Source organism: Clostridium sp. TJA038, assembly GCF_058310255.1.
The window spans coordinates 857,664-878,619 of sequence record NZ_JBZEFA010000001.1 but is presented as its reverse complement, the minus strand read 5'-3'; the positions used below and the strand labels follow the sequence as shown (position 1 = coordinate 878,619).

The 20,956-nt window shown below is 26.5% G+C and carries 20 protein-coding genes, 1 riboswitch and 1 other annotated feature; of the genes, 6 read left to right on the top strand and 14 right to left on the bottom strand.

The window, feature by feature from the left end; genetic code table 11:
• Positions 1-30 precede the first annotated feature (30 nt).
• From queG to AC4FQV_RS04180, 4 genes are all read right to left on the bottom strand, one after another.
• Positions 31-1,023, bottom strand: a complete 993-nt coding sequence (gene queG, locus AC4FQV_RS04195; protein WP_491164608.1) for a tRNA epoxyqueuosine(34) reductase QueG — start codon at positions 1,021-1,023, stop codon at positions 31-33.
• Positions 1,024-1,126: 103 nt separating this feature from the next.
• The gene (gene epsC, locus AC4FQV_RS04190; RefSeq protein ID WP_491164606.1) at positions 1,127-1,636 is read right to left on the bottom strand and encodes a serine O-acetyltransferase EpsC; all 510 of its coding nucleotides are present in this window, start codon (positions 1,634-1,636) and stop codon (positions 1,127-1,129) included.
• A gap of 18 nt (positions 1,637-1,654) precedes the next feature.
• A complete protein-coding gene (gene cysK / locus AC4FQV_RS04185) occupies positions 1,655-2,557 on the bottom strand; it encodes a cysteine synthase A (protein WP_491164604.1) in 903 nt (300 codons plus the stop codon).
• Positions 2,558-2,599: 42 nt separating this feature from the next.
• Positions 2,600-2,838, bottom strand: a binding site (T-box leader).
• Between the two features lie 60 nt (positions 2,839-2,898).
• A complete protein-coding gene (locus AC4FQV_RS04180; RefSeq protein ID WP_491138615.1) occupies positions 2,899-4,170 on the bottom strand; it encodes a magnesium transporter in 1,272 nt (423 codons plus the stop codon).
• Positions 4,171-4,495: 325 nt separating this feature from the next.
• On the opposite strand from AC4FQV_RS04180, the gene AC4FQV_RS04175 reads away from it, so the two are divergent.
• The 3 genes from AC4FQV_RS04175 to AC4FQV_RS04165 are packed head-to-tail and all read left to right on the top strand — an operon-like array spanning position 4,496 to position 6,627.
• Complete coding sequence (locus tag AC4FQV_RS04175) at positions 4,496-5,275, top strand: amino acid ABC transporter substrate-binding protein (protein ID WP_491164601.1); 780 nt, start codon at positions 4,496-4,498, stop codon at positions 5,273-5,275.
• Between the two features lie 18 nt (positions 5,276-5,293).
• Positions 5,294-5,938, top strand: a complete 645-nt coding sequence (locus AC4FQV_RS04170; protein ID WP_491164598.1) for an amino acid ABC transporter permease — start codon at positions 5,294-5,296, stop codon at positions 5,936-5,938.
• Positions 5,939-5,949: 11 nt separating this feature from the next.
• Positions 5,950-6,627, top strand: a complete 678-nt coding sequence (locus tag AC4FQV_RS04165; protein WP_491164596.1) for an amino acid ABC transporter ATP-binding protein — start codon at positions 5,950-5,952, stop codon at positions 6,625-6,627.
• 51 nt (positions 6,628-6,678) lie between these two features.
• Here AC4FQV_RS04165 and AC4FQV_RS04160 read toward each other — a convergent pair whose 3' ends face one another.
• Positions 6,679-7,350: a hypothetical protein gene (locus AC4FQV_RS04160; protein WP_491164593.1), complete on the bottom strand. Its 672-nt coding sequence runs from the start codon at positions 7,348-7,350 to the stop codon at positions 6,679-6,681.
• A 62-nt stretch (positions 7,351-7,412) separates the two neighbouring features.
• Complete coding sequence (locus AC4FQV_RS04155) at positions 7,413-8,303, bottom strand: YegS/Rv2252/BmrU family lipid kinase (protein WP_491138623.1); 891 nt, start codon at positions 8,301-8,303, stop codon at positions 7,413-7,415.
• Between the two features lie 296 nt (positions 8,304-8,599).
• Between AC4FQV_RS04155 and AC4FQV_RS04150 the strand changes: the two genes are divergently transcribed.
• Entirely contained in the window at positions 8,600-9,139 is a 540-nt protein-coding gene (locus AC4FQV_RS04150) for a CDP-alcohol phosphatidyltransferase family protein (protein WP_491138624.1), read from the top strand.
• Positions 9,140-9,185: 46 nt separating this feature from the next.
• Here the strand turns inward: AC4FQV_RS04150 and AC4FQV_RS04145 are convergent, their stop codons facing one another.
• The 7 genes from AC4FQV_RS04145 to thiD form a co-directional block, all read right to left on the bottom strand.
• Positions 9,186-9,527, bottom strand: a complete 342-nt coding sequence (locus tag AC4FQV_RS04145; protein ID WP_491138625.1) for a hypothetical protein — start codon at positions 9,525-9,527, stop codon at positions 9,186-9,188.
• A gap of 31 nt (positions 9,528-9,558) precedes the next feature.
• A complete protein-coding gene (locus AC4FQV_RS04140; RefSeq protein WP_491164590.1) occupies positions 9,559-10,854 on the bottom strand; it encodes a SpoVR family protein in 1,296 nt (431 codons plus the stop codon).
• Positions 10,855-10,890: 36 nt separating this feature from the next.
• On the bottom strand, positions 10,891-12,057 hold the full coding sequence (locus AC4FQV_RS04135) for a YeaH/YhbH family protein (protein WP_491164588.1): 1,167 nt from the start codon (positions 12,055-12,057) through the stop codon (positions 10,891-10,893).
• Between the two features lie 3 nt (positions 12,058-12,060).
• Positions 12,061-13,983 carry a serine protein kinase gene (locus AC4FQV_RS04130; RefSeq protein WP_491164586.1) on the bottom strand — a complete coding sequence of 641 codons (1,923 nt, stop codon included), beginning with the start codon at positions 13,981-13,983 and terminating at the stop codon, positions 12,061-12,063.
• A gap of 90 nt (positions 13,984-14,073) precedes the next feature.
• Positions 14,074-15,855 carry a DNA helicase RecQ gene (gene recQ / locus AC4FQV_RS04125; protein ID WP_491138632.1) on the bottom strand — a complete coding sequence of 594 codons (1,782 nt, stop codon included), beginning with the start codon at positions 15,853-15,855 and terminating at the stop codon, positions 14,074-14,076.
• Positions 15,856-15,999: 144 nt separating this feature from the next.
• Positions 16,000-16,629 carry a thiamine phosphate synthase gene (gene thiE, locus AC4FQV_RS04120; RefSeq protein ID WP_491138634.1) on the bottom strand — a complete coding sequence of 210 codons (630 nt, stop codon included), beginning with the start codon at positions 16,627-16,629 and terminating at the stop codon, positions 16,000-16,002.
• Between the two features lie 31 nt (positions 16,630-16,660).
• Positions 16,661-17,455, bottom strand: a complete 795-nt coding sequence (thiD, locus tag AC4FQV_RS04115; protein WP_491138635.1) for a bifunctional hydroxymethylpyrimidine kinase/phosphomethylpyrimidine kinase — start codon at positions 17,453-17,455, stop codon at positions 16,661-16,663.
• Between the two features lie 64 nt (positions 17,456-17,519).
• A riboswitch (TPP riboswitch) is annotated at positions 17,520-17,631 on the bottom strand.
• Positions 17,632-17,747: 116 nt separating this feature from the next.
• Between thiD and AC4FQV_RS04110 the strand changes: the two genes are divergently transcribed.
• Positions 17,748-18,590 (top strand): patatin-like phospholipase family protein, encoded by an 843-nt coding sequence (locus AC4FQV_RS04110; RefSeq protein WP_491138636.1) that lies wholly within the window; start codon positions 17,748-17,750, stop codon positions 18,588-18,590.
• Positions 18,591-18,643: 53 nt separating this feature from the next.
• On the opposite strand, the gene AC4FQV_RS04105 is transcribed toward AC4FQV_RS04110, so the two are convergent.
• Positions 18,644-19,657, bottom strand: coding sequence for a LacI family DNA-binding transcriptional regulator (locus AC4FQV_RS04105; protein WP_491164584.1), 1,014 nt, complete (start codon positions 19,655-19,657; stop codon positions 18,644-18,646).
• Between the two features lie 217 nt (positions 19,658-19,874).
• Between AC4FQV_RS04105 and mglB the strand changes: the two genes are divergently transcribed.
• Entirely contained in the window at positions 19,875-20,945 is a 1,071-nt protein-coding gene (mglB, locus tag AC4FQV_RS04100) for a galactose/glucose ABC transporter substrate-binding protein MglB (protein WP_491138640.1), read from the top strand.
• The last annotated feature ends 11 nt before the right edge of the window (positions 20,946-20,956 follow it).

Sequence of the window (20,956 nt, the reverse complement as noted above, 5' to 3'; positions counted from 1 at the left end):
CCTCCTGTATCAAATTTTAACAATATATTATTATACATCATAAAAATTTAAAAGTCTATTTTTAAAATCTTTAAGATTTTTAGAATTTAATTGATAATCTGATATATCCTCCTTATCTATTAATACCTTCTTAATCATTATATTCCTCAAAATAACATTTTTTCCTCTCCATCCACAGGAAGTTTTTTTAAAACTTTCGTTAAATTCTTTTTTACTTAATTTATGAAAATCATCATAGGAATCCTTTTCCATAAAATCTAAAGGCTTAAAATCCTCTATTTTAGAGTAGAATATATTTTCATTATAAGGACATTTTTTTTGACAACTATCACAGCCAAAAATTCTTCCATTGAAAAGTTTTAAATATTTCTCTTCTACATTCTTTTTTTGTGTTATATAAGACATACAAGAATTAGTATTTGTCATTTTACTTCTATTTAAGACCTTGCTAGGACAAGCTTTATAACAAATTTCACAATCATTGCACTCCTTATATTCTCTTAACTCCTCTAAACTTCTTTCTTCATCACAAGGAATATCTAAATCAGTAATTATTTCTCCTAAAAAAACATAAGAACCATATTTTTTAGTTATAAGCATATTATTTTTCCCTATAAAACCAACCTTAGCTAAATATGCAATATATCTCTCTGGTAAAGAGTTACTATCTACTAAAGCTATAGCTTCTCCTCCTAAGGATTTTATATAGTTTACTATTTTTTCTAAATAATTATTTAGTACAAAATGATAGTCCCTTCCCCTTGTATAAATAGAAAAACCATTCTCTTTACTTTCTCTATCATGTAGATATGGAAAAGCTATACTTATTATAGTTTTACCATTTTCCATGTATATATTTGGATTAATTCTCTTTTCTATATCTTGTTCTTCAAATTCATTTTCAAAATTCTTTTCTTTTCTTATTTCATAAACTTCCTTAAGTTCTGTAAACTCTCTACATTTTATAAAGCCTACTGTATCTAGTCCTAAAGAATTACAAAAACTTAAAATTTTTTCCTTCAATATGTTCACCTCAAATTTAAAAGACTATAGTTTAATTGACTTTTTATAAAGTTAATTAAAACTATAGTCCTATTATAAAACAAAATATTAAATATTCTATAAATCAATTTTTAAATTTAGCTGGTATTCCAACTGCTGTTTTACCCTTTGGCACATCCTTTAAAACTACCGCATTAGCTCCAATCTTTGCACCATCTCCTATATGTATAGGTCCTAAAACCTTTGCTCCACATCCAATAATAACATTATTACTAACAGTTGGATGTCTCTTACCTTTATGCTTTCCTGTTCCTCCAAGGGTAACTCCATGATATATAGTAACATTATCTCCTATTTCTGCTGTTTCTCCTATTACTACTCCCATTCCATGGTCTATAAATAAACCTCTTCCTATTTTAGCTCCTGGATGAATTTCTATACCTGTAAAAAATCTTCCTAGTTGAGAAACTAACCTTGCTAGAAAAAACATTTTTATATTATATAGTTTATGAGCTATTCTATAAAAAATTAAAACATGTATGCATTGATAAAGCAATAAAACTTCTATCTTTGTTCTAGCTGCGGGATCATTTTTCATAACATTTTCTATATCATATCTTAAATTTTTGAACAAATTTTTCACTCCTAAAAATTAATCATATAAGCCTGTTGAAAAATACTTTTCTCCTCCATCAGGTGCTATAACTAAAACCTTCTTATCCTTGTCTACATTTTTTAAAACTTCTTTAGCACCAAATAAAGCTGCCCCTGAAGATATTCCAACTAAAACACCTTCTTTATCTGCAAAGGCTTTTGCCATAGAATAAGCCTCTTCATTTGTAACCTTTATTATTTCATCAACAATACTTGAATCATATATTCCTGGTACAAATCCTGCTCCTATTCCTTGTATTTTATGAGGTCCTGGATTTTCTCCTGATAAAACAGCTGAATCCTTAGGTTCTACTGCTATTACTTTAATATTTTTATTGTATTCTTTTAACTTTCTTCCAACACCTGTAATAGTTCCTCCTGTTCCAACTCCAGCTATAAATATATCTAAATCTGGCATTTCTTTTATTATTTCTTCTGCAGTACTTTCATAGTGTTTCTTTGCATTTGCCTTATTTAAAAACTGTTGTGGCATAAAATATCCCTTTTCCTTTGCTAATCTTTCTGCTTCACTTATAGCACCTTTCATTCCTTTGCTTCCTTCTGTTAATATTATCTCTGCTCCATAGGCCTTAATCATATCTCTTCTTTCTTTACTCATAGTCTCTGGCATAGTTATAATAACTTTATATCCCTTAATTTTTCCTATCATTGCAAGAGCAATACCAGTATTTCCACTAGTTGGCTCAACTATAACTCCACCTTCTTTTAATACCCCCTTTTTCTCCGCTTCTTCTATCATACCTAAAGCCGCTCTATCCTTTATACTTCCACCAGGGTTAAACTTCTCTAGTTTTACAAAAACCTTTTCTCCTTCAAATAGATTATTCGCTTTTAAAATTGGTGTATTTCCTATTAGATCTAAAACATTATTAAAAATCATATAAAATCCTCCTAAAAAATATAATAAAAAGTCTCTACTCTATTTAGAGACGGATTTTACTCCGTGGTTCCACTCTAATTAGGTAAAGACCTCACTTATTTAAAGTACTAAAAAATACTTAAATCACTTTAACGGGTGATACTCGAAAATTCCTACTTTTCAAAAATTTCAAAATTTCTGTTCAAAAGTGCACTTCTTATAAAGATTCAGTGAAAGATTTCCAGCACCACTTTCTCTCTGTAACCTCTCTTTATAATACTCTACTTTATCACAACATTTATCTCTGACTATTTTGATATGAATTATATACTTTATTATATTCTTTTATTAAAATTTGTCAACTAATCATTATACTTTTTCTTAAATTTCTTTTTCATATTATTTGGAATAAGTTCATCTACTATATCATGAATAAGCACCATACCAACTAACTTTTCTTCATAATCTACAACTGGAATTGATATTAAATCATATTTTGTGGATTTTTCTATAGCGTCTTCTATAGTACTATCTATATTAACGCTTATAGAAGATGTATGCATAACTTCTTTAAGTCTTTTATCTCCTTCATTCATAATTAAGTCTCTTAAAGTTACTACACCCTTTAATCTATCCTCTTCATCAGTTATATAAACATAGTACATAACTTCTTCATCAGCCTTTAATTCTCTTAAAAGTTCCACGGTTTCTTGTAGGGTAAGGTCTAAATTAAAGGATATAAAATCCTTATTCATTATACTTCCTACAGATTCATCTGAATATGCCATAAGTTCCTTAACTTCCTTAGCATCTTCATTTTCTAAGGCTATTAATACCTTTTCTCTTTCTTCTTCATCTAGTTCATCTATAATATCTGCAATTTCATCATTTGGTATATTTTCAAAAAGCTCTGCTGTTTTTGAATGAGAAAGCCCTTTTATTATACTACTTTGAACCTCTGGTTCTATTTCTTCTAAAGTATCTGCTGCTAAGTCTTCATCTAAGCTATCAAAAACTTTTTTTCTGTTAATTGCATCAAGTTCTTCTAAGATATCTGCCAAGTCAGCAGGATGTAGTTTCTGAAGCTTTTTATATGGAAGAGCTAGTTTTAAGTTATCATTTATCATTTCTAAGGATTCTACATCTTCCCACATAATAACTTTTTCTTGGAATTTTTCCTTAAAAAACCTAGCTAACAATTTTCCTAAGCCCTCTAAACCTCTACGTCTAAACTTTACTATTTTACCTGTTTCAACAGCTATTACTCTAAACTCTCCTGCAATCTTTACTATTCTTAAATCATCAACCTTTACAACTTTTTTACCCTTTAAATCAACTATCTTTTTATCTAGTAAATTCTGTGATAAAAGATAAGTATAATTTCTTGGAAGTATCTCTCTACTTCCTCTTATTTGTATTTTAAATTTCCCATTATCCTTTTGATAAAAGTCTATACTTTTAAATTCGTAATCGAATATTACCCCATCTCTTTTAACTTTATATCCTATAATTCTTGGGTAACCATCCTCTGTAGTTACGTAAACATCCTTTAAAACTCCTAGAACTTCATTAAATTCATCATAAATCTTTTTGTTTATTATATTACTATATAAAAACATTGTTAATTTATTCATATAAGCTCTCCTCCTTTTTAATTTTAAATTTTCAATTTTTAAAATTACCTCTAAGAAAAGGAGGAAGTTAAAAGGTTTATAGAGCTAAAAAGAACTTCCCTCTTTTCTTAATATTTAATTTTAAAATGCACCTATCTTCTCGAGGGCTATCTTCCATTTAGTTTCACCACCTATAATTACTTAAATTACATAACTCTCTAATTTATTATATTATATAAACTTTAAAATGCAACGTTTTGTAAATATTTAAATAAAATTATTTTTATTTGACTTTATTACTTTAATATGATAAAGTAATAAACTAACAAAGCAAGGAGGTTTATTTATGAAAAAAACATTATTTTTAACAATCTCTTTTTTAATACTTTCATTATGTTTTTTAGGTTGTTCAAAAAATAAAAGAATAAATCCTAAAGAAAAAAATGAAGTTATAGTTGGAATAGATGATACCTTTGTGCCTATGGGCTTTAGAAATGAAAAGGGAGAGCTTACAGGCTTTGATATTGATTTAGCTAAAGAAACTTTAAAAAGACTTAATTTAAAACCTATATTTCAACCTATAGACTGGTCTATGAAGGAGACTGAACTTAATAATGGAAATATAGACCTTATATGGAATGGATATAGTTTTACAAAGGAAAGAGAAAAAAAAGTTTCTTTCTCTAATTCTTACTTAAAAAATAGACAAGTTGTAGTAACCTTATCTAATTCTAATATAAAATCTCTAAAAGATTTAAAAGGCAAGACTCTAACAACGCAAGATGGTTCTAGTTCCCTTCATACTCTTTTTAAAAGGGAGGATATTCTAAATATTTTAAAAAATAAAGAAGCTGTGCTTTATGATAATTTTAATGATTGCTTTATGGATTTAGAATCTAAAAGAAGTGATGCTATTCTCTGTGATGAAGTTTTAGCTAAATACTATATTTCTAAAAAGAATCCTAAAAACTTTTATATTTTAGAGGAAGATTTAGGAGAGGAAAGTTATAATGTAGGTCTTAGAAAAAATTCAAATTTACTAGAAAATATAAATAAAACTCTAGAAGAAATGAAAAGAGATGGTACCTTTAATAAAATTTATGAAAAATGGTTTGGAAATAATTAAATTAAGGAGGTTTTTATTTTGAACTATATAATTTCTTTAATACCTTCAATTTTAGAAGGTTTAAAAAATACCTTAGGAGTGTTTATTTTAACCTTAATATTATCTATTCCCTTAGGAATTTTAATTGCTATTTTTAGATTATGCAAAAATAAATTTTTAAATTATATATCTTACATATATGTTCTAATTTTAAGAGGAACCCCTCTACTTTTACAATTAATTTTTATATTTTTTGGACTACCTTTAATAGGAATAACTTTAGATAGATTTCCTGCTGCTATTATAGCCTTTACACTAAATTATTCTGCTTATTTTGGAGAAATTTTTAGGTCTGGTATTAAGGATATAGATAAAGGACAATTAGAAGCAAGTAAAATCTTAGGTTTTTCAAAGTTATTTACCTTTAAAAAAATAATATTACCTCAGGCCTTTAAAAAAATTCTTCCTTCTTTAGGCAATGAAACCATAACTTTAATTAAGGATACTTCTTTAGTTTATGTAGTTGGTATAGGAGAACTTTTAAGAGCAGGGAAAATAGCAAGTAATAGAGATGCTTCTCTTATGCCTTTATTTTTAGTAGGAATTATTTATTTAATCCTTATAATAATTTTAACTTACCTATTTAATACTCTTGAAAAAAAATATTCTTATTATGAAAATTAGGAGGTTTTAAAATGATTGAAATAAAAAATTTAGAAAAATCCTTTAAAGGAAAAAAAGTTTTAAATAACATAAATTTAAATATAAAAGAAGGAGAAATAGTTACCTTATTAGGAAAATCGGGAGCTGGTAAAACAACTTTAATTAGAATTTTAAATGGCTTAGAAAAGTGTGATTATGGCGATATAACTATAGACTCTTTAAAACTTTGCAAAGATGGTATATATAAAGATTCTAAAGCTTTTTCCTTCTTACATAAAAAGGTTGGCTTAGTTTTTCAAAACTTTAATCTCTTTCCTCATATAAATGTTTTAGAAAATTTAATTTTAGCTCCTGTTAACAATTTAAAAATGCCCTTAGAAGAAGCTACTAAAAAGGCTAAGGATATTTTATGTAAACTTTCTTTAGAAGATAAAGCTTTTTCCTACCCTTTTGAACTATCTGGTGGAGAAAAACAAAGAGTTGCAATTTCAAGAGCTTTAATGCTAAATCCTAAATATTTATGTTTTGATGAACCAACCTCTGCTTTAGACCCTATTCTTTCTTTAGAAGTTTCTAAATTAATAAAGAAACTTTCAAAAGAAAATATAGGAATATTAATAATAACTCATGATTTAAACTTTGCAAAGGATGTTTCAAGTAAAATTATAAAATTAAATCAAGGAAACCTAGAAAAAAATTTTTTACCTTAAAAGATAAAGACTATATTAAAGTCTTTAAAAGATAAAATTTAATCTTAAAACTTAATATAGTCTTTTAAAAATTCTATTTTTCTTAAAGCTAATAAGTAAGTAACTTCCTAACATTCCTAAAATCAAATCACTTACTATATACCCATTTAAAAATTTCATCCCTAAAAATCCTAAAGAATTTTCAATTATTACAAAGGCTAAAATTACACTTAAAATAAAAAGTCCTCTTTTATCTGAATGACTTTCCTTTTCTAAAAAAATAAAAAAACCTAATAAAATTGATAATAATATTATAAAGATAGACTTTATAATGTTTTCTCCTAAAGCACTTACTAAGTACCCATAGTCTAAAGAAATTTCAAAATAAGTTCTAGAAAATCCTATAAAAAATATTAAAGATATTAAAATTAAAAAAGGCATAAACTTAAATATTTTAAATTCTTTTTTATCACTTCTAAGAAAAATAAAAAAAGCAATTAAACTTAATATAGGAATATAGATTATATCTAAAAAAACTACATATTTAAAAAGATTTATATACTCTTGCTTATTAAATACTGATAGCACTATTAAGGTAACTGCTTTTAAAAACTGTAAAAAAAATACTAAATATATAGTACCTTTTAATTTTTTAGGTGAATATTTATAATTTCCAACTAAATTATTTATAGCAATGAAAATTATAAGAAACAATATTGTGTAATAAATAAATCTTTCATTCATAAAGCCCTCCTAATTTATTTTTACCTTTCTTGTTTACATATTAATCTCATTACTATAAAGTATTATTTATCTTTACTATTTATTCCTAAAACTTGAATTCCATCTTTGATACATTGAACTCTTAAAGGAAAATCTGGTCCTCTCTCCCCATCTATATCTGTTACTATATCCTCATTAGATTCTATAAGAAGTTCGTCTGTTTTTATGTACTCAATTCTAGAATCATTTAAGTGTTCTCCCTTTAAAACCTTTATAAACATAGGTATTAATTCTGGTATATGACAAGCTTTAAAAATTACTATGTCTAAAAGTCCATCTTGAACCTTAGCTTTTGTAGCTAATTTAAAGTTCCCAGCTGTTTGCCCATTAAAAACAAGCATTAAATATATAGGTTCATCAAACACCTTTCCGTTTGCTGTTATCTTAACCTCTAATTTTCTAAAATTAGGTATTTCCTCTAAACCCTTTAGGTAATATGCAAGTTTTCCTATAGTATTTTTTAAATTTGTATCTGTTTTTTGAGACACATCTGTAAATAGTCCTGTAGATAATACATTTACAAAGTAATTATCATTAACCTTTCCTAAATCAACACCAACTGCATGAGAATTTAATATCTTCTCAACACAAGCTCCTGCATCTTGAGGCATCTCTAAATGCTTTGCAAAATCATTAGCAGTTCCAACTGGTATTATTCCTATAGGAATATCTAAACCTCTTTTTTTCATAGCATTTACAACAGTATCTATTGTTCCATCTCCACCTGCTATAAGTATGTATTCATAAGAGGAGTCTACAATATCAAAAGCATTTATAACATCTACTCCCCTTTGTATTCTATAAGGAACTATGGTGTATCCTTGTTCTTGATGCATAGTTATTATTTTATCAAGTTCTTTTAAAATAGCATTTTCTCCCGAATATGGATTATATATAAATCTTACCTTTTTCAATGTTTTTCCCTCCACTTTTAATTCTTTGTTATAAATAAATTAAATTGATATTTCCTTCAATTAATGGTATGATTTTTAATATATTATAAAACCCTGCAATATTATAAAATTATATCATTTGTTAATCTTATTGTCGATAATCTAGTATAAGTAATTAAATTTTGACTTATACTAAATTTATGAAATAATAATTATTTTTTTAATCTCATTAAAGTATATATTAAATTTAAAGTATATTTTTAAGATTTAACTTAGTATAATTTTATATTGTTAATATTTTTATTAGGAGTGATTATATGAGAAAAAGTAGTATACCAAATATATTTACTTTTATAAACCTATCTTTTGGTATATTATCATTATTACAAAGCTTTAGAGGAAACTATTTACTATCTGCAATATTTATAATTTTAGCTGGTTTAGTAGATAGATACGATGGTAGAGTTGCCCGTTATTTAAAGGTTTCTAGCGACCTTGGTAAAGAGTTAGATTCTTTAGCAGATTTAGTATCTTTTGGTGTTGCACCTGCAGTACTAACTTTCTTACGTTTCGGATTTTTTGACCTTGATTTTTCAGGATCACATATTATATTAATTATTATAGGATATGCTTTATTGCTTTGTTTCCCAATTTGTGGTGCTTTTAGATTAGCTAGATATAATGCAACACAATTTGATGGTGTTTTTAGAGGAGTACCTATAACTATAGCTGGAGCTGTAGTTGCTTTATTTATTTTATTATCTTTAGTAATTAATTTTAACATAATTTTCCCAATTGTAATTTTATTAATCTTTTCTTACTTAATGGTTAGTAATATTGAATTAAAGAAATTTTAATAAAAAGTCTACTTATGAAAAATTCATAAGTAGACTTTTTAATTTGCTATTCTCTATTAGAGTTTTCGAAAAGAACATCCTCTTGAACTTCAGTTAAAATTTTATCCTCTGAAACTTTTTCCATTATAAATTTAGACTTTAATTTAATGTATTTAATATAAGCTTCTTCATTATCCTTAATTACATCTAAAATTGAGTCAATAATTTTACCCATCTCATTTACTCTATCTAAAGCTTCATCTAAATCTCTTTTCCTAACCTTACATATATTATTTAACTCTCCTGTAGCTCCAACTAAAAGTCTATAAGTGTTTGCATAACTATTTAAAACAGAACTCAAACTATTTATTTCCTTAAAATGCTCTCTAAAAACCTCATTTTTCGCCATAAATTCTCCCCTTTACTTTTTAAATTTAAAATTATAAATCACAAGTAAATACTACATCTTTAAAATCTTTTCCTTTACTTTTTAAAACAACTTTTCCTCTCCATAAAAAATTTATATGTTCTAAAGTTTTTTTTGCATTTTTTGTTTCTAAATATCTTCCATCAAAAACATGTTCTAAATATAAAATCTTATTTTTTTTATCAACCTTCTCAACTCTTATATAGGGAATATTTCCCTTTCCACATCTATCTGAAATTAAATTTCTAATATCTTCCCAACCTAAATCATCTGATACTTCTTCTACGATATAATCAAAACCTCTTTTCCCATATTTAAAAAGATTAAGTTCTATACATAGTTCTCTAGTTAAATACTTTCTTATAAAAGATGCATCTCTTTCTAAAGTTCTAACTTTAAAAAGCTCCTCTTTTCCATACCTTTTTTCTATATCTTGAAAAATTTTAAATCCTAAGTAATAAGGGTTAATGCCATAACCTATAGGACAAACTATATCATTATGTCTTTTTAAAAATTCTAAATGCATTCCTTGATTTAAATTCAATTTTTTCAAAATATTATAATGCCAATAACTTGCCCAACCTTCATTTATTATTTTACTTTCAATTTGAGGATTAAAATAAAGGCTTTCTCTTCTAACTATTTCTAGAATATTTTTTTCCCATTCTTCTAAATCGCTATAATCTATTAAGAACTTCAATATATCATCATATCCATCAAAACAAATAACCTCATCGCTTTTAAATTCTTTTTCTTCTTCCTTTAAAACTTCTTTATTTAAAGACTTATATTCTTTTTTATTAAACTCTTTGCTTACTTGATACCTTATTGAATGAGCAGCATCTAAAATTTTTTCTACCCTTTCATAGCCTTTTTCTTTTATATATTTTCTTATTATATCTTCATTTAATTTAAACATTTCTAGGCTAGTAGAAGCCTTTGTTTCTTCTTTAAACAACCTATTATTTTTAAAAAAATCATTATGTCCATATACATGAGCCATAGTTAAAATTTGCAAAAGCAAATTATTGTTTTTCATTAAATAAGCTATGCAAGGATTAGAGTTTATAACTATTTCATAAGGAAGTCCCATAAGCTTTAAAGAATATAAAGTTTTATTTTTTTCATAAGCTTTTCCATAACTCCAATGAGGATATCTACAAGGCATACCTAAATAAGCCATGTAACTTAACATTTCTTTATAATTTATAATTTCAAATTCTTGATTATAAAAATCTAATCCTTCTTCCTTAGCTATCTCCTCTATTTTTTCACTAAAAAATCTTAAATCCTTTAAGGTATAATCCATATTTAAAGCCCCTTGTTAAATTTTACTTACTACTTATTATTCACCGTCCTCTTTAGATAGTATATATTTTATAGAATTCCACAACTCTTTCTTATCCTTTATCTTAACAGAAACAAATTTATCACTTTTTATTTCTTTTTTAAATCTGTAAAACATTGTTGTAGAATATGTTGAAGGAAGAAGCTCTATATAACCAAAAATATTACTTATCCTACAAATTTCTTCTACAGACTTCATAGCTTTTTCATTATCCTCGCTCCAATTATCCCCATCTGATGCATAAAAGGGATAGATATTCCATCTTCCTTTATCATACTTATTCTCTATTAACTCTATAGCCTTATTTATTCCTGAAGATATATATGTCCCTCCTGATTCACCTTTATGAAAAAACTCATACTCGCTAACATTTTTAGCCTTAGTTGTATGGGATATAAATTCAAATTCTAAATTATTATATTTTCTTTTTATAAATCTAGATAAAAGAAAAAAAAATGACCTTGCTAAATATTTTTTTGTATTATCCATAGAACCTGATACATCCATTATAAATATCATAACTGCATTACTTTCTTTTTTAGGAGCCCTCTTTGTTTTATAATACCTTAAATCTTCCTCTCTAAAGGGTACTCTTTCTAAGAAATAATCTTTATCTTTTTCCTTTAAAATCCTTTTTCTTCCCTTAGCTCTAGCTATTTTACACATTGAGCTTTTCTTTTTTGAAATTCTTGATTTAATCCCATGCCTTTTATAGCCTCTTTTTTTATTTGATTTTTCTATATTTATTTCAGAATACTTCTTTCTATCTAAATTAGGTAAATTTAAATCTTCTATCATATATTCCATTATTTCTTCTAAAGTAATTTCTGTTTCATAAAAGTCTTGCCCTTCTTCATTTCCTGCCTTTTTATCAGAAATCGCCTTTCTTTTATCACTTGATATTCTATCTCCTCTTTTTTCTTCTCCATTTCCTGTTGTTACTCCCTTATTACCCTCTCCGAAGATAAACTTATATTCTTTTACTCCTTTAATCTGTATTTTATAAATCTTATTTTTATTTTCCTCTAAGATACTTTCCTTTGATAAAATATCTCCTAGATTTTCCTTAATTAGCTTTTCAACTAATTCTTTATGTCTTCTTTTATCTTCTAAGGCTCTATCATATTCTATATAATAATCTTCTATTCCTCTGAATATAGCCATATTTTAATCCTTCCACAAATTATTTGAAGCATATTTTAATATAACATCACAACAATGAGGACAGTAACCTATTTTTTCAAGTTCTTTTACCATTAAATTATATTCTTCCTCCTGTCCTTTATCTCTTATTCTAGATTTTGTTACTATTCTAGATAAGTCCTTAACAGAAGAAGTAAGTTTCTTTTCAATAGCCTCTTTTAAAGGTTCATAAGAACTATAATCTATTTTCCCTCCATTTCTAACCATATAAAACATGTAAGATGTTACATCCTTTCTAAATCCCTTACAAGAAGCCTCTGATATGCCTATCTGTTCCTCAATACTTCTCATAAAGTCTTCATCTACCTCTAAGTCTTCTTTTGTTGTAAAATCTTTAATCTTTGTTTTATTTACATAGGCCTCTGCATTATCTATATAATTATTAAATAAACATTCAGCTTGTTCCTTAAAAGAATGAATAAAAGCCTTTGTTATTTCATCTTGAAGAATTATATTATATTCCTTTCTAACAATGTCCTTAATATATCCTAAATACTTTTTCTTTTCTTCTATATAAACATCCATATCCTTAATAGCTTTTATCAAACTATCCATAAGACTTAATGGATTTATACAATTATGTTCTGCATTACATAAAGAATTATCTATAGCTTTTATTATAAATCTTGTTGAAATCCCCTTCATACCTTCTTCATTTTCATATTCTTCCTTAAGTTCTGAAATATCCACTCTATTTATACTTCCATTTTCTAAAACTTCAGAGCCATTATAAAGCTTTAACTTTGTCATTAAATCAACCTTACTAGAAGGTATTAATCTTGTTAATATAGCAAATATAGCTGCAATTTCCATGGTGTGAGGAGCTATATGGGCCTTAAAATTTGATTTTTTTAATATTTTTTCATAAATTTTAATTTCCTCATCAAGTTCTAAGCAATAAGGAACTTCTATTTTAACTATTCTATCTAAAATAGCTTCATTTGTATGGTCTGCTTTAAATCTATTCCATTCCGCTTCATTTGAATGAGCTATTATAAGCCCATCAAAATATATCATAGCTCCCTTTCCTGGAGAAGGTATTAACTTTTCTTGAGTAGCTGTTATTATTGTGTGTAAATACTCAATATCATTTTTAAATATTTCAATAAATTCAACCAACCCTCTATTTCCTACATTAAAAGCTCCATTTAAAGAAAAAATTCTTGGGTCTTCCTCTGAATAAATATCCATTTTAGAAATATCAATAGACCCTGTTAAAATTGAGGTGTCTTGATTATTAGGGTCTACTGGAGGTACAACCCCAATTCCCTTTCTAGACCTTACAGAAAAATTTTTAGTTGTTACTGGAAATCTTTCATATTCACCGGAAAATTCTCTTAATAATCTTTCCTTGCAGACAGGACATAAATCACCTTCTATTTTAACTCCTAAAATCTTGCTAAATTCTTCTCTTAAATGCCTTGGTATTAGGTGAAGAGGCTCCTCATTCATAGGACATCCCTCTAAAACATATATTTCTTTTGAAAGCTCTAAAAGCTTTTTTATAGAATCTACTAAAGATGACTTACCTGCTCCTACAGGTCCTACTAAGTATAAAACTTGTCTTGCTTCTTCTCCATTCATTGATGCTGAATAAAGGTAGTCCATTACTTTCATAATAACTTTATCTATTCCATAAAAATTTTCCTTAAAAAAATTATATTTTTTTATCTTATCATTTCCATAGAGTCTTCTTATTTTTATATTTTCTTCTGGTTTCAATATTTCAAAGCCTTTTTCTAAAATAAGGTCATAAATTCTTTTATGAGAAAGTTTTATAATATCTTTATCATTTTTTATAATATCTAAATAATCAAGAAAGGTTCCTTTAAACCTTTGCTTATTATGTTTTTCCCTATCAACTTTTATAAGCTCCTTAAAATCCATTATAATCCCTCCTTTATCTTAAATATATTCTCTTTATGTTATGTTCTATGACAAAATATTCTTTTAAATAAAAAAGAAGCTAGTAAAAACCTAACTCCTTTTTTTATATCTATCATAATCTCTTAAAGTTGTAAGAATAAATGCACCATATTTTATTATCTTTTGTTCTCCAAGACCTCTTATATCCCTTAACTCCTCTTTACTTTTAGGATTTTTATTTATTATTTCCATAATCATAGAATCTGTAAAAACTATATAAGGTTTTATACCTTCTTTTCTTGATATATCCTTTCTTAAAATGCGAAATCTCTTAAAAAGTTCTAAATCATTGCAAATCTCCTCTTCTTTTTTGTTTACATTTAAGACTACCTTTTCTTCTCCTTTTAATATAGCTATTGATTTTCTGTTTAATTTAACCATAGAATATGTTCCTTTTCTTCTTTCTAAGGCTTTAATAGCTAAAAGTTCATTAATTATATCTTTTATGTATTTACTTGTATACTCTTTCATAATTCCAAAGGTAGATAACTCGTATAACTTATATTTTTCAATTTTTTGTCCATGTATCCCTCTTAAAATATCTATTAAAACACTCTCACCAAAAGATTCCTTTGTTCTATATATGCAAGATAATATTTTCTGTGCTTCTAAAGTCATATCAACTAAATCATTACTTTTTAAACAATTAGTACAATTGTTACAATACTTTATAGAATTTTCTTCTTCAAAATAATCCAAAATATACTTTCTTAAACATTTATCATAATTACAAAACTCTATAATTTTTTCAAGCTTTTTAAACTCTATATTTCTTCTTGAAATTTCTGTAGTAGAACTTATTAAATAATCCATTATTCTTATGTCCTTTTCAGAATAAAGAAGATAACATTTAGAAGCTCTGCCATCTCTTCCAGCTCTTCCTATCTCTTGATAATAATTTTCTATACTCTTAGGAAAAGTAGCATGTATTATAAACTTAACATCTGGCTTATTAATTCCCATACCAAAAGCATTTGTAGCTATCATTACATTTATATTATCTTTTAAAAATTCCTCTTGATAATAATTCTTTTCCTCCTCTTTTAAAGCACCATGATACTTTCCTACACTTTTCCCTCTATATTCTAAACACTTATAAAGTTCTTCAACTTCACTTTTAGTAGAACAATAGATTATTCCAGATTCCTCTGAATATTCACTTATAATTTCACTTATTACTTCTAATTTATCAACTTCTTTTAATACGTTTATTTCTAGATTATCCCTACTAAAACTTCCTTTATAAATAAAAGGATTTTTAAGACCTAAAAGAGCTATTGAATCTTTCATAACTAATTCTGTTGCAGTAGCAGTAAAAGCTGTAATAATCGGTCTTTTTTTAAATTTATCAATAAAAGGTCTTATTTTTCCGTAGCTTTTTCTAAAATCATGTCCCCAAATTGATACACAATGTGCCTCATCAACTACTACTTGTTCAATATTTGCCTTATTTATATTATCTAAAAAATATTTATTTTCTAATCTCTCAGGAGAAACATAAAGAAGCTTTATATCTCCTTTTATAAACTTTGAAATTATATCTTTTACACTTGAAAATTCTACTCCTCCACTTATATAGTCTGCCTTTATTCCTAAAGAATTTAAATTATCAACCTGATCTTTCATAAGCGATATCAAAGGAGAAATCACAAGAGTTGTCCCTTTAAAAATATAAGCTGGTATTTCATAACATAGGGACTTTCCTCCCCCTGTTGGCATTATGCAAAAAACATCATTTCCACCTAAAATTTTATCAATTACCTCTTCTTGCCCTTTTCTAAAGTTTCTATATCCAAAAATATTATTTAAAACCTTAAATTTCTCTCTTACCATATCCCTCTCCTAACTTTTAAGTTTTATAATTTAAATATTTTATATAAAAGAATTTAAATTATAAATATTATACTATAAATAAAATTTAAATAAAAAGAGATTCTAAAACTTAAGAATCTCTTTTAATTATTTCATCTTTTATATTTAATATTCTAAATTATTCATTATATTTAAAAATTCTCTACTTTTATTTCCTATATTATCACTCTTTAATAAAGAAGATATAACAGCAACACCATCTACATTTTCCAAAATTTCCTTGCTTAATTTATGAGTATCTATCCCGCCTATGCCATAAATAGGAATAGGAGAAACCGCTCTTATTTCTTTTAAGATTTTTAAATTTATTAAAGTTATATTCTCTTTACTACTACTTTTAAATAATGCTCCAACCCCTAAATTATCTGCTCCACCCTTAATAGCTTTTAAAGCCTCCTCTTTATTGTGTACTGTAACTCCTATAATTGAATCTTTAGGTAATATTTTTCTAGCTAATAAAATATCCATATCATCTTGCCCAATATGAACCCCCTTAGCATTTATAGCTAAAGCAATATCAATTCTATCATTTATTAAAAATAATGCCTTAAATTCTTCACAAAGCCTTTTTAATTCTAAAGCCTCTCTACACATTTCTTTAGTATTTTTATTTTTTGCTCTATACTGAACAATTGAAACTCCTCCTTTTAAAGCCTCTCTTGTTTTTTCTAAAAGCTCTTTAAATGTAAGGTTATAATCAGTTACTAAGTATAACTTTTTTTCTTTAAATCTCAATTTAAATCCCCCTATTTAAATCTCTTAAACTTTAATAAAATTTGTGAAAATGATGCAAAGGACCTATTCCTCTTCCAAGTTCTAAGCTATTTTTTATTGATTCTGTAACATAAATTTTTCCAAGTTTTATTGAATTATAAAGGTCTATTCCCTTAGCTAAATTAGCCGTAATAGCTGATGATAAAGTACAACCTGTTCCATGAGTATTTTTTGTAATTATCCTTTTTTCTCTAAAAAAAGTAAATTCCTTTCCATCATATAAAACATCTGTAGCTTCTCCCTTTAAATGCCCTCCCTTAATTAAAACATTTTCTACTCCTAATTTTTTAATAAGATAAGCTGCTCTTTTCATATCTTCTAAATTAGATATTTTTATCCCTAAAATTTCTTCAGCCTCTGGTATATTTGGAGTTATTAAAGTTGATATAGGTATTAAATTTTTTATTAAAATACTTTTAGCCTCCTCTTCTAAAAGCTTAAATCCATTTTTTGATATCATAACAGGATCTAAAATTATTTTAGGTAAATTTCTTATTTCTTTTAAGGCTTTATTTATTGCCTTAATCGACTCTTTTTTATAAACCATCCCTATTTTTATAGCATCAACATTTATATCTTCAAAAATAACTTCTATTTGTCTTTTTATAATACTAGGATTAATATCCATAACCTCAAAAACTCCCATAGTATTTTGAGCCGTTATTGAAGTTATTACACTCATTGCATAAACTCCATTTGCAGAAAATGTCTTTATATCACCTTGTATACCTGCTCCTCCTGAACTATCTGACCCTGCAATTGTTAATGCATTATATAATTTATACATATTATCTCCTTTCAATAAAAAAAGCATATATAAGCCATAAGCTTATATATGCTAAAATTAAATACACTAATACCTTAGGCTTCCCTACGCTAGAATTATCTATATCAGGTTAAAGGGTCAAGAAATTTAATTTCTACTCTCAGCTAGATATAAAACTAGCTCCCCTAGCAAATTTATAAAATTATATTCCAAATAATATCATATATTCAATTATTTATCAATAACTCCTTTTGAATTTATTTTATATAAGTACTATAATTTTAATATATGATAAACTTTAGGAGGAAATTATATGGTTAGCTTAATTTTAGAAGGAGGAACTTTTCGCCCAATTTTTAGTGCTGGAGTTATGGATGCACTTCTTGATAATAATATAACCTTTCCCTACTGTATTGGAGTTTCTGCTGGAATAACTAATGGTTTTTCATACTTTTCTAATCAAAGGGGAAGAAATATTGAAATATTAAAAAAATATAGAAATGATAAAAGATATTTAGGTTTAAATAACATTTTCAAATGTAGAAGTATTTTTGGACTAGATTTTGTATTTGATGAATTAGCAAATAATCTTTATCCTTACAACTTTGATAATCTTTTAAATTACAAAGGAGAGATTTTAGTTGGAGTTACTAATGCAAATACAGGTAAAACTGAATATTTAAATGGAAAAATTAAAGATGATAAATATATGGCTTTAAGAGCAACCTGCGCTATTCCACTTTTATTTCCGCCTATAAAAATAAATGGAAATGAATATTATGATGGTGGCTTATTAGACCCTATCCCAATAAAAAAAGCTATAGAAGATGGAAATGAAAAGCACTTAATAATACTTACTAGACCAAAAAGCTATAGAAAGACCTTAAAAAAAAGTAATAAATTAGCTTCTAAAATAGTAGGCTCTAAATATCCTAAATTAAAGGATTCTTTTTTAACAAGACATATAAAATATAATGAAACAGTAAGATTTTGTGAAGAATTAGAAAAGCAAGGAAAAGCTATTATAATAAGACCAGAAGAAAAGGAAGCTATTGAAAGTTTTGAAAAGGACATAAATAAATTAGAAGAAGCTTATTTATGTGGTTATAAAGCCTGCATAAAGAATATAGAAAAAATCAAAGCTCTATTCAATTAGGGACAAATAAAAGAGACTTTAGTAAAACTTTTAGTCTCTTTTATGGTATTAAACTATATTTCTCTACAACTTTCTCTTTTTATTAACTTAACAGGTAAAACTATTTTTTTTGATATTTCCCGTCCTGTTCTCATTCTTTCTAAAAGAGTATCAACAGCAATATTCCCCATATGCTCCGTAAAAACTTTTACAGTTGTCAAAGAAGGAGTTAAAAATTTAGCAGTACATATATCATCAAAACCTAATATACTTATATCTTCAGGTATTCTTAACCCTTTTTCAAATATTGCTTTATAAGCTCCTATAGCCATAGGATCACTAGCTATAAAAAATGCTGTAGGAAGATTTTTTTCTTTTAATATTTTTTTCATAAGTTCATATCCATGTTCTGGTAAAAATTTTCCTTTTAAAACCCATTCCTCTCTGTAATTGCCTATTTTCTCCATATATTCTTTAAAAGTTTTTTCTCTATAATTAACCTTCTTAATAGGTTCACTTCCATTATGAGTAACAGACTCTCCTCCTAAATATCCAATATCTTTATGACCTAAAGATGTTAAATAATCTAAAGAAAGCTTTACTCCATACTTAAAATCTACAACTACAGAATCGTATTTCCATTCATCAGGAGAAGAATCTACAAAAATTATGTTTTTAGATAATTTCTCCATTATGTTTATTTCTTCCTCATTAAATATACCAATTGCTAATATTCCATCTAACTCTCTATATTCTTTAGTTCCTTCATTTATAATCTTTTGAAAATCTATAGGTTTAAATTTAATTTTTTCTTCATTACATTTCTTTTCCACAGCCATTCTAATTGAAAGAAAATATGGGTCATTTAATTCCTGTATTTCTGTATACCAATAAACTATACCTATAGTATAATTTTTCATCTTACTTCTTCTCTCTTTTACAGGTATATAATTTAATTCTTCTGCTATTTCCATTACCTTTTTTCTAGTTTCTTCAGATACGTTAAGAGTTTCATCTAAATTTAAAACTCTAGATACAGTAGCTATGGAAACACCAGCACTTTTTGCAATATCTTTAATAGTAGCCACATAATCACTCCTTACTTTTCCTAGTTTATATTATATATTTTTTTACTAAAATGTTCTAACATTTTATTTGTATAATATATAAATTTTAACTGAACAAATATAAAATAATACTTTATTTAATTTTTTTTAACAAATTTCTCTTGTTTAATTTCCATAATATGTTATAATTTACTTAAAATTACATCAAATTTTCTAGTAAAATAAGGGAGGATATATTATGAAAAAGAAAGGGTTAGCACTTATTTTAATTTCAGCTTTAACTATGGGAACATTAATCGGCTGTGGAGGTGGCGCTCCTTCTAATACTAATGAATCATCTACTGAAGCTCAAAAGGAAAACGATTTACCTAAAATAGGAGCAACAATTTATAGCTTTGAAGACAACTTTATGTCTTACCAACGTAGAAATATAGAAAAACTTTCTGAAGGACAAGCAGAATTACTTATGAATGATTCTCAAAATAATCAATCTAGACAAATAGAACAAATAGATACTATGATTGCTAAAGGTGTTAACATTCTTGCAATAAACTTAGTAGACCCTAAATCTGCACCTACAGTTATAGATAAAGCTAAGGCAGAAAATCTACCTGTTGTATTCTTTAATAAAGAACCTGATGAAGCAGCTATGCAAAGCTATGATAATGCTTGGTATGTAGGAACTACTTCTGAGGAATCTGGAGTAATACAAGGTGAAGTAATGGCTGAAGGTTGGAAAGCTAATCCTAACTGGGATAAAAATGGAGATGGAAAAATTCAATATGTAATGCTTAAAGGAGAACCAGGACATCCTGACGCAGAAGCACGTACTAAATATTCTATTGAAACATTAAATAAGGCAGGAATAGAAACTGAAGAATTAGCTATGGATGCTGCTATGTGGGATTCAACAAAGGCAACTGAAAAAATGGATGCTTGGATTGCTAAAAATGGAGATAATATAGAAATGGTTATTTGTAATAATGATGGCATGGCTCTTGGAGCTATATCTTCCCTTGAAAAAGCAGGATATTTAGATGGAACTCCTGAAAAATATGTTCCTGTATATGGTGTAGATGCAATCCCTGAAGCACTAGATAAAATTAAATCTGGAAAAATGGCAGGTACAGTACTAAATGATGCTAAAAATCAAGCTAAGGCCTTAGTAGAATCTTGTATGAATTTAGTAAATGGTAAAGAAATAACTGATGGAACTGAATGGAAACTTGATGATAAAAAATCAATTCGTGTTCCTTATGTAGGTATAAATAAAGATAATATAACTATCGCTGAAGATTCATATAAATAATCAAAATTTAA

Bases quoted from the DNA above. Each gene is read 5' to 3' on its own strand.
- cysK (WP_491164604.1), bottom strand. From the start codon at position 2,557: ATGATTTTTAATAATGTTTTAGATCTAATAGGAAATACACCAATTTTA.
- AC4FQV_RS04180 (WP_491138615.1), bottom strand. From the start codon at position 4,170: ATGAATAAATTAACAATGTTTTTATATAGTAATATAATAAACAAAAAG.
- AC4FQV_RS04175 (WP_491164601.1), top strand. From the start codon at position 4,496: ATGAAAAAAACATTATTTTTAACAATCTCTTTTTTAATACTTTCATTA.
- AC4FQV_RS04165 (WP_491164596.1), top strand. From the start codon at position 5,950: ATGATTGAAATAAAAAATTTAGAAAAATCCTTTAAAGGAAAAAAAGTT.
- AC4FQV_RS04160 (WP_491164593.1), bottom strand. From the start codon at position 7,350: ATGAATGAAAGATTTATTTATTACACAATATTGTTTCTTATAATTTTC.
- AC4FQV_RS04150 (WP_491138624.1), top strand. From the start codon at position 8,600: ATGAGAAAAAGTAGTATACCAAATATATTTACTTTTATAAACCTATCT.
- AC4FQV_RS04145 (WP_491138625.1), bottom strand. From the start codon at position 9,527: ATGGCGAAAAATGAGGTTTTTAGAGAGCATTTTAAGGAAATAAATAGT.
- AC4FQV_RS04140 (WP_491164590.1), bottom strand. From the start codon at position 10,854: ATGGATTATACCTTAAAGGATTTAAGATTTTTTAGTGAAAAAATAGAG.
- AC4FQV_RS04135 (WP_491164588.1), bottom strand. From the start codon at position 12,057: ATGGCTATATTCAGAGGAATAGAAGATTATTATATAGAATATGATAGA.
- AC4FQV_RS04130 (WP_491164586.1), bottom strand. From the start codon at position 13,983: ATGGATTTTAAGGAGCTTATAAAAGTTGATAGGGAAAAACATAATAAG.
- recQ (WP_491138632.1), bottom strand. From the start codon at position 15,855: ATGGTAAGAGAGAAATTTAAGGTTTTAAATAATATTTTTGGATATAGA.
- thiD (WP_491138635.1), bottom strand. From the start codon at position 17,455: ATGTATAAATTATATAATGCATTAACAATTGCAGGGTCAGATAGTTCA.
- AC4FQV_RS04110 (WP_491138636.1), top strand. From the start codon at position 17,748: ATGGTTAGCTTAATTTTAGAAGGAGGAACTTTTCGCCCAATTTTTAGT.
- mglB (WP_491138640.1), top strand. From the start codon at position 19,875: ATGAAAAAGAAAGGGTTAGCACTTATTTTAATTTCAGCTTTAACTATG.